This is a genomic window from Streptococcus hillyeri (genome assembly GCF_041081565.1).
GTDB lineage: Bacteria > Bacillota > Bacilli > Lactobacillales > Streptococcaceae > Streptococcus > Streptococcus hillyeri.
Window position 1 is genome coordinate 714,813 of sequence record NZ_CP163513.1, and the last position, 20,091, is coordinate 734,903.

At 39.0% G+C, this 20,091-nt stretch carries 10 protein-coding genes; 8 read left to right on the top strand and 2 right to left on the bottom strand.

Going from position 1 to position 20,091, the window contains the following annotated elements; genetic code table 11:
* Window positions 1–110: 110 nt before the first annotated feature.
* The 3 genes from AB6M99_RS03555 (at window position 111) to AB6M99_RS03565 (ending at window position 4,216) form a co-directional block, all read left to right on the top strand.
* The gene (locus AB6M99_RS03555) at window positions 111–959 is read left to right on the top strand and encodes a helix-turn-helix domain-containing protein (protein ID WP_121836108.1); all 849 of its coding nucleotides are present in this window, start codon (window positions 111–113) and stop codon (window positions 957–959) included.
* Window positions 960–1,076: 117 nt separating this feature from the next.
* Complete coding sequence (locus tag AB6M99_RS03560) at window positions 1,077–2,630, top strand: ABC transporter ATP-binding protein (protein ID WP_183121684.1); 1,554 nt, start codon at window positions 1,077–1,079, stop codon at window positions 2,628–2,630.
* A gap of 8 nt (window positions 2,631–2,638) precedes the next feature.
* A complete protein-coding gene (locus tag AB6M99_RS03565; RefSeq protein WP_121836106.1) occupies window positions 2,639–4,216 on the top strand; it encodes an ABC transporter ATP-binding protein in 1,578 nt (525 codons plus the stop codon).
* Window positions 4,217–4,270: 54 nt separating this feature from the next.
* Here the strand turns inward: AB6M99_RS03565 and birA are convergent, their stop codons facing one another.
* Window positions 4,271–5,209: a bifunctional biotin--[acetyl-CoA-carboxylase] ligase/biotin operon repressor BirA gene (birA, locus tag AB6M99_RS03570; protein WP_121836105.1), complete on the bottom strand. Its 939-nt coding sequence runs from the start codon at window positions 5,207–5,209 to the stop codon at window positions 4,271–4,273.
* 250 nt (window positions 5,210–5,459) lie between these two features.
* On the opposite strand from birA, the gene metK reads away from it, so the two are divergent.
* Both metK and sstT read left to right on the top strand, forming a co-directional pair.
* On the top strand, window positions 5,460–6,653 hold the full coding sequence (gene metK, locus AB6M99_RS03575; RefSeq protein WP_121836104.1) for a methionine adenosyltransferase: 1,194 nt from the start codon (window positions 5,460–5,462) through the stop codon (window positions 6,651–6,653).
* A gap of 144 nt (window positions 6,654–6,797) precedes the next feature.
* Window positions 6,798–8,006, top strand: coding sequence for a serine/threonine transporter SstT (gene sstT / locus AB6M99_RS03580; RefSeq protein WP_121836103.1), 1,209 nt, complete (start codon window positions 6,798–6,800; stop codon window positions 8,004–8,006).
* A 344-nt stretch (window positions 8,007–8,350) separates the two neighbouring features.
* On the opposite strand, the gene lysS is transcribed toward sstT, so the two are convergent.
* Window positions 8,351–9,841, bottom strand: a complete 1,491-nt coding sequence (gene lysS / locus AB6M99_RS03585) for a lysine--tRNA ligase (protein ID WP_121836102.1) — start codon at window positions 9,839–9,841, stop codon at window positions 8,351–8,353.
* Window positions 9,842–10,045: 204 nt separating this feature from the next.
* On the opposite strand from lysS, the gene AB6M99_RS03590 reads away from it, so the two are divergent.
* The 3 genes from AB6M99_RS03590 (at window position 10,046) to AB6M99_RS03600 (ending at window position 19,238) form a co-directional block, all read left to right on the top strand.
* On the top strand, window positions 10,046–11,212 hold the full coding sequence (locus tag AB6M99_RS03590) for an IS30 family transposase (RefSeq protein ID WP_369350352.1): 1,167 nt from the start codon (window positions 10,046–10,048) through the stop codon (window positions 11,210–11,212).
* 341 nt (window positions 11,213–11,553) lie between these two features.
* Window positions 11,554–12,456, top strand: coding sequence for an HAD family hydrolase (locus AB6M99_RS03595; protein ID WP_121836101.1), 903 nt, complete (start codon window positions 11,554–11,556; stop codon window positions 12,454–12,456).
* 191 nt (window positions 12,457–12,647) lie between these two features.
* Entirely contained in the window at window positions 12,648–19,238 is a 6,591-nt protein-coding gene (locus AB6M99_RS03600; RefSeq protein WP_369351255.1) for a pullulanase, read from the top strand.
* The last annotated feature ends 853 nt before the right edge of the window (window positions 19,239–20,091 follow it).

The following is a 20,091-nucleotide window of genomic DNA, read 5'->3' on the forward strand; positions in this document are numbered from 1 at the left end:
TGGAGCAATAATTTTACTTTTCATGTGAAAATACTCACTTTTGTTTTTCTTTATTGTATGATATCATAAAATTAAAAAGTATTCCCATATATGCTTATTGGAGGTGTATGATGAAAAAATTTGGAGAAATTTTTAAAAAGTTTCGAGAATCTAGAGGATTACGATTAAAAGATGTTGCAAAGGCTGGTATATCAATCTCCCAGCTATCTCGATTTGAAAAAGGAGAGACAGATTTAACCATTTCTAAGTTTATGGCTATTTTAGATGAGATTAACATGCCAATTGATGAATTTATGTATGCGGTGCATGATTTTCATAGGGATGAACTGAATGAACTCTTGTCAAAAGTTCGGCATTTTGTATCAACTCACGATATTGAAGGCATGAAAAAGCTTCTATATTCACAGATGGAATCGGAGAATAAAAGGGGTAAATTTTATCAACTCAATATGATTTTATTGAAAATTCGTTTGCAAGATTTATCAGGAGAAGCTTATTATAATCAAAAGGATTTGGACGATTTAACCGACTATTTGTTTAGTGTGGAATATTGGGGATATTATGAATTGTTGATTTTTTCAAATACTTTAGATGTCCTAAAACATGATGTTTTCATGGTTTTGGCTAGAGAAATGATCCGGCGCTCAGATTTTTATAAAGAAATTCCTAATAATAGGCGTTTAATTTCCACAATGCTATTAAATGGGTATATCACCTGTATTGAAAGAGGAAAGTTACTTGATGCCTTGTATTTTGAAAAGCAATTAAATCAGTGTTTTTTCATTGAGACAGAAATTTATGAGCGCTTGGTTTTCCAGTATGCTAAACATTTTTATGACTATCGCGAATCGGGTAACCAAGATGCCATTGTAGGGATGCAAAAATGTATTGAAGCGATGGTGTTAGCTGGGAGTGATCAATTGGCACAGATTTATCGTAAGCATTTAGATAAATTGTAGTAATACGCAGATATGGGAAAAATTTTTAGTGGAAGTTGAGAGTGATATACTTAAAGGGATTAGCCATTGATTGCTTTCACTGGTTGTGTCTAGGTGGTTTAATTCGGAGGAAATATCATGAAACTATTATCTTATCTTGGAAAATTCAAGTATGTCGCCCTTCTTATCTTTATTCTGGGTGGCTTTGCTAGTATTTTACAGTCACTCGTGATTAAAAAGGTTATTGCGATTGATACGATATCTGATTTTAATTCTTTGTGGAAACTCTTTGCTGTGGGTTTATTGACCTATTTGGTATTCTATGGTCTAGAGTTTGGAGCAAATGTAGTTTACGATATGTCTTGTAAACGGATGATGCTAATCTTGCGTAAAAAATTGGCGAGAACAGTCTTACTATCTAGTGAGAGCATAGACCAACATGAGGCAACCAATTTTCTGAGCCAAGACCTAGAGTTTTTCTATGATAATTATGTGACGCAGGTTATGCGTTTGCCCAAAAATGGAATGCTTTTCCTTGTAGTGTCTATTTATTTAATCAGCTTAAATCCAACGTTAGCATTGTTATTTATTCTAGGCTCGTTGTTGCGTCCCTTACCTCAGTTGTCTTTGACGAAACTTACGGATTCTCTGGGAAAGAAGCAGAGCGAGGAGCGAGAACATTCGATGGCTTTACTGATGGATTATGTTAATGGTGGAAGTACTTTATTACATCATCAGGCTTTTGAGACTACCTATGGTAAACTTAAAAACCAAGTAATAACCTACGAAACAGCTCGTCGCAATTATTATTACTTGTCTAATTTTCTCTTTTTCTGTAATGGATTGACGCAATTTTTGGGCCGTGTTTTGCCAGTTGGTATTTATTTCTTATTTCCAAATACGTTTGGTCATATTCCCGTATCTTCTCTTGTAGCCATGTTTATTGCTTCAAGTAGTTTGTCCAGTCCTCTTCAAAATATGATGTATGCGACATTTAGTATGCAGGCTGCCAACTCGATCAAAACAAAAATCTATGAGTTAATGGATAAGCATGTTGATAAAGCAGAAGTTCCATACATTCCTGATTTTAAAGCTCTGACTTTGCAAAATATCACAAAATCCTATGGAGAGAAATCCATTTTTAAAGAGTTTTCCTATACCTTTGAAAAAGGGAAAAAATATTTGATTAAGGGAGCCAGTGGACGAGGAAAAACGACCTTACTAAATATCATCAAGGGTGAGACTGTAGATTCTGGAAAAGTTGCTCTTGTGACAAATGACAATCAAGTCTTTGAGACTTACCAAGCTAATATCGGGATGGTGAATCAATCGCCTTTTCTCTTTAATGGAAGTCTAGAAGAAAATATCTGTCTGAATCAGACTTTTTCCCGTGAAGAAATGACCAAAGTATTAAAGCAAGTTCATTTGCTTGAAGAATTCCCTGAAGGCTTAGATTTCCAAATTGAAAATAATGGTAGTAATGTTTCAGGTGGTCAGCGTGTCAGGATAGAATTGGCACGATTTTTACTCCGTCAAAAGGATATTTTGCTTTTGGATGAAGTGGCTGCTGCTTTGGATAAAGACAATGCTCGTAGAGTAAGAGAGTTGATTTTTTCACTTCCGATGACCATTATTGAAGTGGCTCACCATGTAGATGAAGTGTTCAGTTATGATGCTGTGATAGAATTGTAGGTGATGAGATGTTTAAGTATTTTAATAAATTTTTGGTGACTTTAGCCCTCATCTCCAGTGTTTTAAACAGTTTTGTCTTTCTCATTGAACCATTAATGACAGACAAAATTTTCGACCTTACAGCGTTAAATAGCTGCAAAGAGATATGGGATTTTTTGGTCTATGGACTGACACTCTATTTGCTCTTATATGCTGTCATGTTTATTGCCAATCTCTTACTGAACCAGATAATGACCATTGGTTGTGGCAACATTCGACTTAGTCTCTATCAGCAGTTGATGTTAGGTCATCAGAAAATGGGCAATGATAAGAAAATTTCGCTATTGACACAGGATGTCGAATATTATCTCTGGAACCATATTAGCCCTAGTGTTCTCCTTGTTGCACATATTAGTAATTTCCTCTTACTTAGTATCTACCTCTTGTCCAAAAATATACCGATTGGTTTGCTGTTTATTGCCTGTGCCTTTCTTTTCTTAGTTGTTCAACTTAGAATTAGTAAAATAGCAGAGCAAAAAGGGGGCGAACAAGCCGCAGAAAGACAGAAATTACTGAGTTCATTGAGTGATACGATTGCTGGAAGGTCAACATTGGCTCAGAATCAAGCCCTTTCTCCTAGTTTTAAAGTGCTTCAAAAACAATCAGCATACTATGAAAAGTCACGGCAAACATTTGGGATTTATCAATCTTTCTTTGCCTTTTTAGCCAATCTGATGCTCTTTGTGTCTCAATTCTTACCAATCTTTTTGGGCCTGGTTTTGATGACAGTAGGGACAGATTTGAGAACGACTGACCTGATTGCGATGTTTATTGCGGCAACACGTCTGGAACAACCTTTGATGAATATCATTAACGATATTTTTAGGCTCAAAGGAGCAAAGGCTATTTCTGATAAATTCGATCAAATATTGGCACAGGATATCCCTAACGTTCAGACAAATTCAGTATCTACTAAAAGTTTCGAAGCGTTAGCATGTCATCAATTGACCAAATCTTTTGCAGGTAGGGTGCTATTTTCTAATTTCTCTTATCGCTTTGAAAAAGGGAAGAAATACTTGATTAAAGGACCAAGTGGCTCTGGAAAATCGACTCTCTTTAAGTTGATGTTACAAGAATTAATTCCAGACAAAGGCGGGCTAACGATAGTACTTGATGACGGTCAGGTGATGAAAGATTACCAACAGCGAATCGGTTTAATTGCTCAGTCACCTTATCTCTTTAATGATAGCATTCGATATAATTTGACGCTAGGAGCTGAATTTTCCGATGCCCTATTATTGGAAAAGCTAGAGCAGGTAGGTTTGACGTCTGAGTTTGATGATATTTTAGAGTATCAAATTGCTAATAATGGCGAAAATATTTCTGGTGGACAACGGGCACGGCTTGAAATTGCACGCAGTCTGATTAGACAAAAAGATGTCCTTCTTGCAGATGAAGTGACAGCTCCGCTTGATGCTGAAAATGCCAAGAACATTCGAAATCTGCTATTTAATCTACCAGTCACTGTTATTGAAATCGCCCACCATATTGATGATGATTTTGTCTATGATGGAGAAATTGAGTTAACATCATACAAAAAAGCCTAAAATCCTTGGTCGGATGTGACCAAATTTTAGGCTTTTTGATTTGAATTATAGTTATTACCACGACGTTAAGCTAACTTCCCCACTAGAAATTTCCATCATGCCACCAGAATCTAATTCAACAAGGAGGCCACCGTTTGGAGTAATATCTTGGGCAATTCCTGAATAATCCTGCCCGTTTTGTGTGAAAGTGACATGTCTATCTAATACTAATGATTTATCACGGTAGACCTTGTACAAATCATGTTCTGGAATGGTTGAAAAGATATGCCAGATTTCACTAATGAGATCGTTTCGTGTAATCGTAGGCAAATCATCTGAAAAGAGGCTACCAGCTTTCTGCTTGAGATCGTTTGGAATACCTTTAAGATGGAAATTAATCCCTACACCAATGATAACATCTGTAATAGTACCAGTCTCAATTGAGGAAACGGCCTCTGTTAAGATACCAACAATTTTTTTACCTTCAAAATAAATATCGTTGACCCATTTGATATCACAATCTTTACCGGTTAGGCGGTGAATGGCTCGGACTGTTGCACTTGCTACCATGAGCGTATAGGTCGGTAGTTGATCAAAGGCTACATTTGGTTTAATGTGCAAACTCATGTAAATGCCCCCATTTTTTTCAGCAAAAAATTGGCGCCCCATTCGCCCACGAGCTGCGGTTTGATTACCCGCCAGATAGAGTCTAGGAGAGGAGTTCCCACTGTCCATACCTTGCTTGGCATCTAATTGGGTAGAAGCGCTGCTTTGCACAAAAGTCACAGGAAGACCGGTTTGGGAAGTGATTTTATCTGGAATCAAGAGGTCACCAGATACCCAGCGATAGCCTTTTCCTTTGCTGGTTTCTATCGTAATGCCTTGTTCTTCAAGAGTTTTTATAGCTTTCCAAATGGCTGTGCGAGACACTTGCAAGGATTGAGCTAGACTTTCACCGGTAATAAAGTCTTTTTTCTCGTAAAGTGCCTCAAAAATTTTTTCGTATGTTTTCATAAGTCTAGTATAGTATAAAAAGATTGATTTTGGTAGTTTTTAATGAGAAGATTTTAATAGCCAAAATGAGTTATCTATGTTAGAATAATAACGTTATTAAGTCCCGAAAAGGTAGTTGTATGCTAGTGATTGTTTCCTCTGTTGTGAGACTTCAACTGTTTTATAGCTAGTGCTTTGTAACCTAGTAACGCGTAGTGTTCTTTATCGTTCAAGGAGACCTACGAGATTTTTATTAAAGGGGGACATTTTTATGTCAGAACGTAAACTTTTCACGTCTGAGTCAGTTTCGGAAGGACATCCGGATAAGATTGCAGACCAAATTTCAGATGCGATTTTAGATGCGATTTTAGAGCAAGATCCAGAAGCACACGTTGCAGCAGAAACAGCTGTTTATACAGGTTCTGTTCATGTTTTTGGTGAAATTTCTACGACAGCTTATGTGGATATTAACAAGGTTGTTCGTGAGACGATTGCTGAAATCGGTTATAACAATGCAGAATATGGCTTTGCGGCAGATTCTGTTGGCGTACATCCGTCGTTGATTGAACAATCACCAGACATTGCCCAAGGGGTTAATGAAGCTCTTGAAGTACGTGATGGGGAAAAAGATGAACTTAGCTTGATTGGTGCAGGTGACCAAGGTCTTATGTTTGGTTTTGCCATTGATGAGACACCAGAATTAATGCCACTTCCGATTTCATTATCGCACCAATTGGTTCGTAAATTAGCTGAGCTTCGTAAATCAGGTGCCATTTCATACCTTCGTCCAGATGCAAAATCTCAAGTTACAGTGGAATATGATGAAAATGATCAACCAGTGCGCGTGGACACAGTTGTTATCTCTACGCAACACGATCCAGAAGCAACAAACGAGCAAATTCGTGAAGATGTGATTAACCAAGTCATTAAAGCTGTTATTCCAACAGAATATCTTGATGAAGACACAAAATTCTTTATCAACCCAACAGGACGCTTTGTTATCGGTGGACCTCAAGGAGATTCTGGTTTGACAGGACGTAAAATCATTGTGGATACTTACGGTGGTTATTCTCGTCACGGTGGTGGTGCTTTCTCTGGTAAGGATGCTACTAAAGTTGACCGCTCTGCTTCTTATGCGGCACGTTACATCGCTAAAAATATCGTAGCAGCAGGTCTCGCTAAGAAAGCAGAAGTTCAATTGGCTTATGCTATAGGTGTGGCTCATCCAGTATCTGTGCGTGTAGATACTTTTGGTACGGCGACAGTTTCTGAAGCTGCTTTGGAAAAAGCGGTGCGTGAAAACTTTGACCTCCGTCCAGCAGGTATCATTAAGATGCTTGATCTTAAACGCCCAATCTATAAACAAACAGCAGCTTATGGACACATGGGACGTACAGATATCGACCTTCCATGGGAAAAATTGGATAAGGTAGATGCTCTGAAAGCAGCAGTAGCAAATTCATAATGTTTTGAATAAAAATAATAGAGACTGAATATTACTTCGGTCTCTATTCTATTTTTAAAGCGTTATCAATCAAGAAATAACTGTTGACTTGTGCATGAAATTACGATATGATATTAAAAATATACTAAAAATTAGAGGTATACTATGAAAAAAGTAACGAAGATTTGGTGGCAAATGAGTCTTATTAAGAAAATTGGGATTGGTGCTATTCTAGGCATTATCCTAGGAGTTCTTCTTCCGTCGTTAACGGTCATTAGTTTATTTGGCACCCTATTTGTAGGAGCTCTGAAAGCTATCGCACCTTTACTAGTATTTTGCTTAGTAGCACATGCCTTGTCACATGCTAGACAGGGACAAAAAACAAATATGAAAACAATCATTGCCCTATATTTATTTGGTACTTTTGTAGCAGCTTTGGTAGCAGTAGTAGCGAGTTTTCTTTTCCCGATGAAATTAGTCTTATCAACTGCAGCAATGGCAACAGATATTGCCCCACCACAAGGGATTGCAGAGGTATTTGAGACCTTGCTCTTAAAAATTGTGGACAATCCAGTCAATGCTTTGGTAACAGCAAATTATATCGGTGTCCTTTCATGGGCGGTTGTCTTTGGCTTAGCCTTTCGTCATTCCAATAAACAGACTAAGGAATTGTTAGAAACATTGGCGACGGTAACTTCCAAGGTCGTTACTTGGATTATTAACCTAGCGCCATTTGGAATTATGGGACTTGTTTTTGCGACTGTAGCAGACAATGGCTTAAAGTCCTTGAAAGATTATGCTCTTTTACTGGTCGTCTTAGTTGGTAGTATGGCGTTTGTGGCTCTTATCGTGAATCCATTGATTGCATTTGTCATGATGCGTACCAATCCTTTCCCATTGGTTTTCCAATGTTTACGTGAAAGTGGTGTCACAGCCTTTTTTACAAGGAGCTCTGCAGCCAATATTCCAGTTAATATGAAACTTTGTGAAAAACTAGGACTCGACCCTGACACTTATTCGGTTTCTATCCCACTTGGTGCTACCATTAATATGGCAGGAGCGGCTGTCACCATTAATGTCCTAACAATGGCTGCTGTTCATACTTTGGGAATCACCATTGATTTTGGATCAGCTTTGCTTTTATCAGTAGTAGCAGCCCTATCAGCAGCAGGAGCGTCAGGTGTAGCAGGAGGATCTCTGCTTCTCATCCCAGTGGCATGTAGCCTCTTTGGTATTCCAAACGATATTGCCATGCAAGTTGTAGGTGTCGGATTTGTCGTTGGCGTTATCCAGGATTCCTGTGAAACTGCTCTTAACTCATCAACAGACGTTTTATTCACGGCTGTAGCAGAAAAATCAGCGTGGAAGAAATAAAGGAAGCTCACCTCAAATTCGAGGTGAGTTTGTGTTTATAAAAACGAACCTCTCACTTAGAGTTTGTCTCTAAGTCTGAGATGGTTCGTTTTTTATGTTATCATTTAGGAGCTGAAAAGTTTTTGGACTCAATATTTCTAATATCAACTATTTTGAGAAGTGAAGTAGTCTGTACTTATGACAAAAAATTAAAGAGACTGGAAAATTTCCAGCCTCAATCACTCGCTAAAAACAAAGGCACGAGTGCTATATTTGTGATCTACTAGACCTTTTCAGCCTCACGCTTGAAGATAAAGAAACGTGAGGGACATATTGTGATGTAGTATCTAAATTTTACATTAATCTTACTTCATAGTAGGGAATAGAAGTACATCACGAATAGTTGTGGTATCTGTTAGCAACATGCAGAGGCGGTCGATACCGATACCAAGTCCACCTGTTGGTGGCATACCGTATTCAAGGGCTTCAACGTAGTCGTAGTCGATACCTGTGGCTTCATCGTCACCGAGTGCTTTGGCAGCAGCTTGGGCTTCAAAGCGTGACAATTGGTCGATTGGGTCGTTCAACTCAGTGAAGGCATTTCCGTACTCTTTAGTCATGATAAAGAGTTCGAAGCGGTCTGTGAAGCGTGGATCTTTATCATTTTTCTTAGCCAGTGGTGAGACTTCTACAGGATGTCCGTAGACAAAAGTTGGTTGGATAAGCGTTTCTTCAACGAATTCTTCAAAGAAGGCATTGATGATGTGACCAATAGAAGTGAAGTGTTTTTCAACTGGAACGTGTTTTTCTTTGGCAATAGCGATAGCTTCTTCGACAGTCATTTCTTGCCAGAAGTCAACGCCTGCGATTTCTTTAACCGCATCGACCATGTGAACGCGTTTGAAGGGTTCATGGATATTGATTTCAGTGCCTTGATAAATCACTGGCTCATCACCTTTAACGGCTTTGGTAACATGTTGGATGATACCTTCTGTCAAGTCCATGATGTCAAGGTAGTCAGCGTAGGCTTGGTAAACCTCGATAGAAGTGAACTCAGGGTTGTGGGTCGCGTCCATCCCTTCATTACGGAAGATACGTCCGATTTCATAAACGCGTTCCATACCACCAACGATAAGACGTTTCAAGTGCAATTCAGTTGCAATACGAAGCACCATGTCAATGTTTTGCGCATTGTGGTGAGTGATAAATGGACGAGCAGCAGCACCACCAGCTTCATTGTGAAGGACAGGCGTTTCCACTTCTAGGAAACCAAGTCCGTCAAGGTAACGACGCATTTCAGAAATCACTTTTGAACGTGTTACGAAACGTTCAAAGCTTTCACGATTTGAAATCAAATCAAGATGGCGTTTGCGATAAATCGTTTCAACATCGGTTAAACCGTGGAATTTTTCAGGAAGTGGGCGAAGAGCTTTTGACAAGTGAGTGAGTTTTGTCGCTTTAATAGAAAGCTCACCCATATCGGTACGCATCACTTCACCTTCAACACCAAGGAAGTCCCCAAGGTCTGCTTTTTTGAAGATTTCGTAATTTTCTTCACCAACAGCGTCTTTACGCACGTAAATCTGAATTTGGCCTTCGCGGTCTTGGATGTGGGCAAAACCAACTTTCCCCTTACCACGCTTGGTCATCATACGACCAGCAATCGTAGCCGTTTCACCAAGGTCATGCAACTGGTCTTTATCTTTATCAGCATAGAGTTCTTTTAATTCTGCTGAGTTATGGCTACGCTCAAAGCGTTTTCCAAATGGATCAATACCTTGTTCAGCAAGGGCCGCCATTTTTTCACGGCGAACAATCTGTTGATCATTTAATTCTTCAATATGTTCGTTTGACATGTCATCCTCCAATAGATATTCTTACCTATTTTACCATAAAAATTAAGAGAATACACGTATTTTTCCACGATTTAAGTGTTTGAAAATGTTGGGTAATTTCCCAAAGTAATTTCCACTTTAGCTTTCGAAGTGGAAATTAGTCTAAAACGGATTTTTATGGTGGAATTAAGTCTGAGACGTTTGTGTTAGAAATGAGTCCTTACTATGACAAAATATAAACACCTTACCCTCTCAGACCGCAATGACATCCAACTTGGCTTAGAACGTGGAGAAACCTTCAAAGCCATTGGACAAACTATCCTAAAAGATCCTACTACCGTTTCCAAAGAGGTCAAACGTAACAGACAGGTCAGAACCTCTACCAGTGATGGGCTTCCTTGCCCTCTCATTGATAAATCCCCATTTGTCTGTAACGGATGTCCTAAGAGAAGACAAAATTGTGGCTACAAGAAAATCTTCTACCTCGCTAAACAGGCTCAAAAACAATACGAACAAACCCTCGTTGAGGCTCGAGAAGGAACACCTCTCAACTCTCAAACGTTCTGGGATATGGATAAAGTCATTTCTGATGGTGTGAAAAAGGGACAACACATCTATCACATCCTTAAAACGCATAACCTTGATGTCAGTTCCTCAACCGTCTATCGACACATCCGTAAAGGATACCTTTCTATCGCTCCTATTGATCTGGCTAGAGCTGTAAAATTCAAAGAAAGGCGCAAATCTATCCTGCCTTCTATCCCTAAAGAAGCTAAAAAAGGGCGTTCTTATGAGGACTTCCAAAACTACCTGACACATAGACAACTGACCTCTTGGCTTGAAATGGACACCGTTATTGGACGGGTTGGCGGAAAAGTATTACTCACCTTCAATTTGTCTTTCTGTAACTTTATCTTCGCTAGACTTCTGGACAATAAAACCGCTCTTGAGGTCGCTAAACACTTCTATGTCATCAAGAACACACTTTATGAGGCTGATAGAAATTTCTTCGATGTTTTCCCTATCATTCTTACAGATAATGGCGGAGAATTTGCCAGAGTTGATGACATCGAGATGGATATCAGAGGTGAGATTAAACTATTCTTTTGTGACCCTAATCGCTCTGACCAGAAAGGAAAAATTGAGAAAAATCACTCCCTTATTCGCGATATTCTACCAAAGGGAACTTCTTTTGATAACTTAACTCAGGACGATATCAACCTAGTCTGTTCTCATGTCAATAGCGTGAAACGCGCTGCTTTGAATGGGAAATCAGCTTATGAGCTCTTTACCTTTACCTATGACGAAGAACTGGCTAAACTTCTTGGCATTTCCTTAATTCCCGCAGAAGACGTCTGTCAGTCCCCAAAATTACTCCAACATAAATTCTAAAAACTAATCTAAATATAAGCCACTCAAACGTCTCACACTAACTTCCACCATAACGGAACTTAATCTGAAACGCTTTCAGATGAGGGGATTTTGTGTACCCTTTTTTCACCTAAATTCGCCTAAAAATGCAATAAAATCAACCATTATAAAAACCAGTGGAACTTACCCTGACACGGATTTCCACTGGTTGTTAGAGGTTTTATCAGATTAACTTCCACTTTAACAGACGGTGGAAGTTAGTTTGGGAATTTAGCTTTGAAAATGTTGAAAATATTGAAAAATGAGATGAAACATTGTATAATTGAAACCATAGTGATAAATCTTTAAGAAAAGAGACTGTAATGATAACTTCCATTGTATTTGACGTTGACGATACGATTTACGATCAGCAAGCCCCTTATCGTATAGCGATGGAGAAGTGTTTTCCTGATTTTGATATGAGCAAGATGAATCAGGCCTATATTCGTTTCCGTCATTATTCAGATGTTGGTTTCCCCCGTGTAATGGCGGGCGAGTGGACGACTGAGTATTTCCGCTTTTGGCGTTGCAAAGAGACCCTTTTAGAATTTGGGCATCGTGACATTATGGAAGAAGAAGGCAATCATTTCCAAGAGGTCTATGAGCGTGAGCTTGAAAATATTACCATGCTTGATGAAATGCGTATGACCCTTGATTTTCTCAAGTCAAAAGGTGTCCCAATGGGGATTATTACAAATGGTCCGACTGAGCATCAGTTGAAAAAAGTTAAGAAGTTGGGGCTCTATGAGTATGTAGATCCTAAGCGTGTTATTGTCAGTCAAGCAACTGGTTTCCAAAAACCAGAAAAAGAGATTTTTAACCTTGCAGCAGAGCAGTTTGATATGAATCCACAGACAACCCTTTATGTTGGTGATTCTTACGATAATGACATCATGGGAGCGCATAATGGTGGTTGGCACTCAATGTGGTTTAACCATCGTGGACGGACTTTGAAGCCTGGAACCAAACCAGTTTATGATGTAGCGATTGATAACTTTGAACAACTCTTTGGTGCTGTAAAAGTCCTCTTTGACTTGCCAGATAATAAATTTATCTTTGACGTTAACGATAAGAAAAATCCTATTTTAGAAATGGGGATTAATAACGGTCTTATGATGGCAGCCGAACGTCTTTTGGAAAGCAATATGTCTATTGACAAGGTTGTTATCCTATTGCGTTTGACGAAGAATCAAGAGAAAATTTTACGCTTAAAATATGTGAAATAAGAGTCTAGCTAAGCTAGGCTTTTTTCAATATTTTAAAAGCAATCGATTGCTTTATTTTAAGTTAAATTTTCTAGATTAACAGTATAAAAAGTAAAAATAAAATTATAAAACCAATGGAAAACGATTGCATAATTTGAAATAAGTGCTATAATGTATGTACTATCATAACATTTACTTTAAGGAGAGTTAATATGTTTTTTAACCCTAAAAAACAAGGACGTTCCTACCCAGAAAAACGAGATGTTTTCAGCATTCGTCGTTTAAAAGTAGGCGTCGCTTCTGTTACGATTGCCTCAGCTCTTTTTCTAGGAACAACAGTCGGAAATAGAACGGTATCAGCAGATGTTTTAGTCGAAGATACTGAGACTGTTGTTGTACCCAAGGAAGAAGTACCAGTAACAACTGATACGAAGACTTCAAATCAGACAGGTAATGAGACATTGCAACCTGTTACATCTGAAACAGTTGATGAGCAAGTAACTCCTGTGGAAACGAGTGCAATCTCTATAGAGGAACCAGTTGCAGTGATAACTCCAGAAGAGTTAGAAGCGGTACCTGCTAAAACTCCTGAGACAGTTTCAGTCACTCCCTTAAACAGGGCTAGTGAGACACCTCAAGAAAAGGCAACTCCAATTGAAAAGCAGCATATCCGATTGCATTTTGAAGGCTTGGAAGAGGATAATATTTCCTCTTACGGACTTTGGACGTGGGGAGCAGTTGCAGAGCCATCAGATGGTAACAAATGGCCAACAGATGTCGAACCTTTTGTTGCAACTCAAAAAGATGACTTTGGCTATTACATTGACGTTAAACAAAGCGAGACACCAGGAAAAATTGGTTATCTCCTGCTAAAAAATGGTGAAAAAGTAGGCGATGGCGACCGTGAGATCACCCCTCTAGCGACAGAAATGAATGAAGCCTGGATTCGTTCAGATTTTACAACCTATAGCTACCAGCCATTGGCAGATGACAATCTGCTTCGCTTGCACTACAAGCGTGAGGATGGAAAATACGACGGATGGGGTGTCTGGGCTTGGGGTGATACATCAGCTTCATTTGAAAAATGGCCGAGCGATGCCTTAGATTTCACTGGGCGTGATGATAAAGGTGTTTATCTAGATATTCCTCTTTCAAAAGGCAAAGCTTCAAATATTGGCTTTTTACTCGTTAATCAAAAAGATGATCAAGCACCGGGAAATAAAACAAAAGACCTAGCATTTGCTGATCGTGAAAATCACAGTCATATCTTTATTACAGCAGGTGATGACGCTGTCTATACAAATCCGTATGGTGTTGCAACACAGACCACACAAGATTTCAGTAAGGCAACACCTGGTCAAGGTGGCATCACAGTCTCAGCTAGTAGTTACCGACCATTCCACTACAATGAAACAGGTCTCATTGACCTTTCTGTTACCAATCCTAATCAGGTAAAAGTAACACGCATGGAGGTTGATACAAAAGCTATTGGTGGTGGTGTGATTGAAGTATCAAGTGAACTTAATCGCGTTACGATTACGGCCTCTTCAACCACGGTAGCAGGCAATTATGAGTTACCAGTGCGAGTTTATGATGAAAATAATGGTTACTATGATACCAAGGTAACTGTGACTGTTAAAGAGCGTAACAAAGCAAAAGGTGAGCGCGACTGGGACGAGCAAGTCATCTATTTTATGGTGACGGATCGTTTTAACAATGGGGATTCTTCTAATGATGATGCTAAAGTGCTGTCATCTGTAAAAAATAAAGCGGGTGCTTATCAAGGTGGCGATTTTAAAGGTGTTACGAATAAGTTAGATTATTTGAAGCAACTAGGGGTATCTTCAATTTGGATTACACCAATTGTTGAAAATGTTTCTGAAAATTTTGGAACAGAAAAAGATGGTGAATACTATGCTTACCATGGTTATTGGGCTAAAAATTTTGAAAAATTGAACCCACATCTAGGAACTTTAAAAGACTTCCACACCTTGATTGATGAAGCTGCAGCGCGTGGTATCAATATCATCGTTGATGTGGTGTTGAATCATCCTGGTTACGGAACAACTGAGCAGTTTTCAGGGTTAGTTAGAAAACCAGAAGAAGAAATTTCAGGAGATGACCAAAAAGGCTCCTTGTCAAACCTTCCTGATTTTAAAACAGAAGAAATGGCTGTGCGTCAACAATTGGTCAACTGGCAAACCGCATGGTTAAAAACAGCAACGACACCAAAAGGAAATAGCATCTATGGTTTTCGTGTTGACACGGTGAAACATGTTGATGATGTGACCTGGCAACATTTTAAAAATGAATTGGCTCTAAAAGACCCGGACTTCCATTTAGTTGGAGAATCTTGGGGAGCAAACTATAAAGACACTAAGGGTGATTTAGGAACAGGAACTATGGATAGCCTTCTTGACTTTGGCTTTAAAGAGATTGCTAAATTGGCTATTGGTGGACGGCTAAAAGCTGCTAATGAAGAGTTGAACGCTCGCAATGATGTGCTTTCTAGCAATTACACCTTGGCACAATTTCTAGGAAGTCATGATGAAGACGGGTTCTTGTATAGTATTGGCGGAGATGAAGGCAAGCTAAAACTAGCTGCAAGCCTTTTATTGACAGCTAAAGGTCAACCTGTGATTTATTATGGGGAAGAGTTGGGACAAAGCGGAGCTAATAACTGGCCAGTTTATGATAATCGTTATCTTTTTGATTGGGATAAGGTCGCAACAAGCTCAGTGCTCAGCCATTACCAAAAACTTCTTGCCTTTCGAAATGCGCATAGTGAATTGATGGCAAGAGGTAATCGTTCAACAGTTGCTGCCAATGATAACCAGCAATGGCTTTTAGCAAAACGTGAGACAGATAAAGACGCTGCCTACATGCTCTACCAATTAAAAGACCAAGTACAAACCTTGCAGTTAGAAGTCAGTGAACAAGCAATAGTCACAGATGCCTATGGTCAGAAATCTTATCAAGCGACTCAAGATAGTTCAGGAAAATGGTTTGTTACGGTAGAGGTTCCAAGCCTTTCAGATGGTGGTACGATGCTTTTGACCACAAGCGCTGGAAACATTGTCGGAGTTACTAGTCCAACGACTGATGAAGCTCCAATTGCTGAAAATACCCTTCGTATTCACTTCAAGAAATTACCAAGTGATGATGTGAAATCACTTGGCTTATGGACTTGGGGTGATGTGGAAACACCTTCTGAAAAGGTAGCAGCTTGGCCAACAGGTGCGACAAGCTTCGTAGATGCTAAAGAAGACGATTACGGTTACTATCTTGATGTTAAATTGGTTGATGCTAACCGCTCCAAAGTTTCTTATCTGATTAACAATGTGGGTGGGGCTAACCTGACTGGGGATAAATCCATTGACATCATTAGTCAAGAGATGAATGAGGTTTGGCTAGACGAGGACTTCAAAGCCCACTATTATCGTCCACAGGCTAAAGGAACCATTCGTATCAATTATTTCCGTACAGATGGTAATTACGATAAGAAAGCCCTATGGTTGTGGGGCAGTGCAGCTTCATCAATAACAGATCGATTAGGTTCTTGGCCAAACGGTGTTGATTTTGAAAACAAAGGAAAATACGGTGTCTACATTGATGTGCCGTTGGCTAATTTTGATGAACTTGGTTTCTTACTTCTTGATGAAAGTAAGGATGGCAATGCTGCGAAAATCAATCCTAATAATTACAGTTTTAAAGATTTACAAACGCACACACAAATTTTCTTAAGAAATGAGGATCCAACCATTTATACCAATCCATATTTTACAAATCTTGTTCGTGTCACTGGTGCCACTCAATTAAGCCAAAGTCAGATTGAAGCAACCTTTAGCACCCTGGAAGAGATTGATAGCGCAAGCTTGTTGCAAGAGCTTAAAGTAACCAATCAAGCTGGTAACGCAATCGCTGTTACAGATGTTGAACTGGATACAGTAGGTAAAAAAGTTATTTTGACTGGTGATTTCAAGGAAAACTTGGCACCGTTTAAAGTGGCCTACCATTCAGATAGCGTGATGACACGCCAAAGTTGGCAGTATAAAGACGCTCTTTATGCCTATGATGGTGAGTTGGGGTCACGTGTTAAAAATGCTGGTAAAACAGTTGAGATGACCTTGTGGTCACCGAGTGCAGATGGCGTCTCTGTAGTTATTTATGACAAAGAAAATCAGACTAAAGTGTTAGGTGAAGTAGCCATGGTCGCTTCTGAAAAAGGAACTTGGCAATTATCACTGACTGAGCAAAATGATTTGGGCATTTCAGATTATCGTGGTTATTATTACCATTATAAGATTAGCCGAGATGGCAAAGAAATTCTTGTGTTAGACCCATATGCCAAATCGTTAGCGGCTTGGAACAGTGATTTGGCTAGTGATGATAATCCTGCGTCTAAAGTAGCTAAAGCGGCATTTGTAGATCCAAGTTCAATTGGGCCAAAAGTTAGCGAAGCTAAGATAAAAGGTTATACTAGTCGTGAAGATGCTATTATTTATGAAGCACATGTGCGTGACTTTACATCAGATCAAGCTCTTGAAGGGAAATTATCACATCCGTTTGGCACCTTTTCAGCCTTTATCGAAAAATTGGATTACCTTAAAGACCTTGGTGTGACCCACATTCAACTTCTACCAGTAATGAGTTATTATTTTATCAATGAACTGGCAACACGTGAACGTATGACGACGTACGATTCTAGTGATACCAACTACAACTGGGGATATGACCCACAAAGTTATTTTGCCTTGACAGGCGCCTATTCGACAGAACCTCAAAATGCTGAGAAACGCATTGCTGAATTTAAAGAGTTGGTCAATGCCATTCACGAACGTGGTATGGGGATTATCTTAGATGTCGTTTATAATCACACGGCAAAAGTCAATCTTTTTGAAGATTTAGAACCAAATTATTACCATTTTATGGATGCTGAAGGTAAGGCAAAATCAAGTTTTGGCGGTGGTCGTCTTGGAACAACACATCACATGAGTCGCAGAGTGTTGATTGATTCGATTAAGTATTTGGTATCTGAGTATAAAGTAGATGGTTTCCGTTTTGATATGATGGGGGATCATGATGCTGAAAGTATTGAACTAGCCTTTAAAGCTGCGCAAGCCATTAATCCAAACATCTTAATGCTGGGTGAGGGTTGGGTAACTTACACAGGTGACGCTAATGATGAGCGTCAACCAGCAGATCAAACATGGATGAAGTTGACAGATACCGTGGCCTCTTTTTCTGATGATATTCGTAACCAGCTAAAATCAGGGTATCCAAATGAAGGAACCCCTGCCTTTCTGACAGGTGGTGCGCGTGATATTAGAACAATCTTCAAAAATATTAAAGCGCAGCCAACGAATTTCACCGCAGACGATCCAGGTGATGTGATTCAATACATTGCAGCTCATGACAATTTGACCTTGTTTGACATCATTGCACAATCTATTAAGAAAGACCCATCAATTCCTAAGAATAATGCTGAAATTCACCGTCGCTTGCGTTTAGGAAATCTGTTGATTTTGACGTCTCAGGGCACACCATTTATCCACTCTGGTCAAGAGTACGGACGGACTAAGCAATTTAAGGATGAGGCCTATAAAGAGCCTGTTTCAGCAGAACTGGTACCAAATAAATCACATCTATTGACTGATAAGGATGGCAAACCATTTGTGTATCCTTACTTTATCCATGACTCCTACGATTCAACGGATGCCATTAACCATTTTGACTGGACAAAAGCAATCGATGCTCAGCTTTTCCCTGAAAATACAAAAAGTCAAGCATATACAAAAGGGTTGATTGCTTTAAGGAAATCAACAAATGCCTTCCGTCTCAAAGATTTGGCAAGTGTTGATAAACAGGTTACTTTGTTAACAATTCCTGGGGAAAATGGCATAGCAGAAAATGATTTGGTTATTGGCTATCAAGTAAAAGCAAGTAATGGTGATACCTATGCTGTTCTGGTAAATGCTGACGCTAAAGAACGAGTGATTACCTTGACAGATGATTTCAAGGCTCTGAGAGAAGCAGAAGTGATTGCCGATGGTGAACAAGCGGGTGTTATTGCGATTGATAATCCTGTTGGCATGGCATGGACAGAAAAAGGAATTCGCTTGAATGCTCTAACAGCAACCATTTTACGCCTGAAAGCTAAAAAAGATGAAACAACCTCTCTTGAATTAATAGATGCTGCTACGGGAGTACGTGTCTTGATAGGTGACAATGAAACTGTACCAGCTGCCGGGCTCAAAATTACTCACCTAGAACCAACAGCAGACCAGATACCATCAATCTTAAAAGGCATAGATTTTGATCTTTATGATATTGAAGTGGTAGATAGCACAGGTCGTGTTTTAGAGATAACGGCGCCAGCTCGCGTTTTCTTGCCAACTGACTCTGGTAAAAAAGTTAAAGCAGTTGTTTACTTACCAAATGGACAAACAGCAGAAGAGCTTAACTTTACAGAGGTTGTCTATGATAATCAAGTCGGTGTTGTCTTTACCGCAGAGCATTTTAGCCACTATGGTATCGTTTATCAGATGATGACTAACACTTCTGTGACGACACAAGATAACTCACAAAAACAAGAATTAGAGAAAGAACTATCTGATAATGGTTCACAACCAGTTCTAGAGCAAGTTTCTCAAGTTGTTTCTCGTAATGTAACTGAACAAGTGTCGCCTTCAGAAACGTTACCAAACACTGGAGACGACAATAGCATTTATCTTGCCTTAGCAGGATTAGCACAAGTACTAACACTAGGCGGTGTACTTGTCAAAAAACATCGACAAGATTAAAAATGAAATGTCTCAGTGACTATAAACAAAACTGAAGCTGGATTATTCGAAGCCACTGAAAAAGTAAGCATCTTAACTTGAATAATATTCATTCAAAATCAAAATTAGCAGTTTAAGTCAAATCAAGAACCAATAAATGGCTTGATTTACCAGAGCTTCTTTCGTCATGGTGGTATTCTTATCGAGAGTTTACTCTTGATAAGAACGGACTTTTTGAGACCTAGGCTCAAAAAGTAGCAATGAAACTCCGTAGGAGGTTGCTTGCGTCCGCACCTTTTTAGAAAGAAGCAAAAAAGTAATTTTTGAATTTGGTTAAGTATAAAAAGAAAAACCGAAGAATCTTTCTGTAATTGGAGCATGTCCCTCGGTTCTTTTTACCGAAATTATGACTTCCTTCCTACTCTAGTTTTTCTCTTATATGAGAAATGGATTATAACTGAAATTAGTTTATATAAAACTACGTATTTAAAGCTTAAACGAGTATAACAAATCGGACAAAAAATCTAGCTATGGAGATTTTTAGGTGTGATTTTGACAAGAGCCCATATTTGAGGTATAATACCCAAAACATCAATAAACCTTTAAGACGTCCAGAGAGGCGGCAAGGTTGGAAAATGTAGCAGAAAAAGTGTTCAGCTGTTTATTTTGGAGCTTGATGCAGTTGTTGATTAGAAACTTTAAAGTTGAGAGTGCACATTCTAATCAATGCTGCAGAGTTTGGTGTGAAATTGTTCTAGGGATAGTTTCAGCTAGAGCCTAAAAATAGATAGTAAAAGAGATCAATGTTTTCATATTGATTTTAATGATATTTTTACCTACTATCGACCTTGTCTCAATCACGGACAAGGTCTTT

Coding starts and splice junctions, on each gene's coding strand:
- AB6M99_RS03555 (WP_121836108.1), top strand. CDS start 111: ATGAAAAAATTTGGAGAAATTTTTAAAAAGTTTCGAGAATCTAGAGGA.
- AB6M99_RS03560 (WP_183121684.1), top strand. CDS start 1,077: ATGAAACTATTATCTTATCTTGGAAAATTCAAGTATGTCGCCCTTCTT.
- AB6M99_RS03565 (WP_121836106.1), top strand. CDS start 2,639: ATGTTTAAGTATTTTAATAAATTTTTGGTGACTTTAGCCCTCATCTCC.
- birA (WP_121836105.1), bottom strand. CDS start 5,209: ATGAAAACATACGAAAAAATTTTTGAGGCACTTTACGAGAAAAAAGAC.
- metK (WP_121836104.1), top strand. CDS start 5,460: ATGTCAGAACGTAAACTTTTCACGTCTGAGTCAGTTTCGGAAGGACAT.
- sstT (WP_121836103.1), top strand. CDS start 6,798: ATGAAAAAAGTAACGAAGATTTGGTGGCAAATGAGTCTTATTAAGAAA.
- lysS (WP_121836102.1), bottom strand. CDS start 9,841: ATGTCAAACGAACATATTGAAGAATTAAATGATCAACAGATTGTTCGC.
- AB6M99_RS03590 (WP_369350352.1), top strand. CDS start 10,046: ATGACAAAATATAAACACCTTACCCTCTCAGACCGCAATGACATCCAA.
- AB6M99_RS03595 (WP_121836101.1), top strand. CDS start 11,554: ATGATAACTTCCATTGTATTTGACGTTGACGATACGATTTACGATCAG.
- AB6M99_RS03600 (WP_369351255.1), top strand. CDS start 12,648: ATGTTTTTTAACCCTAAAAAACAAGGACGTTCCTACCCAGAAAAACGA.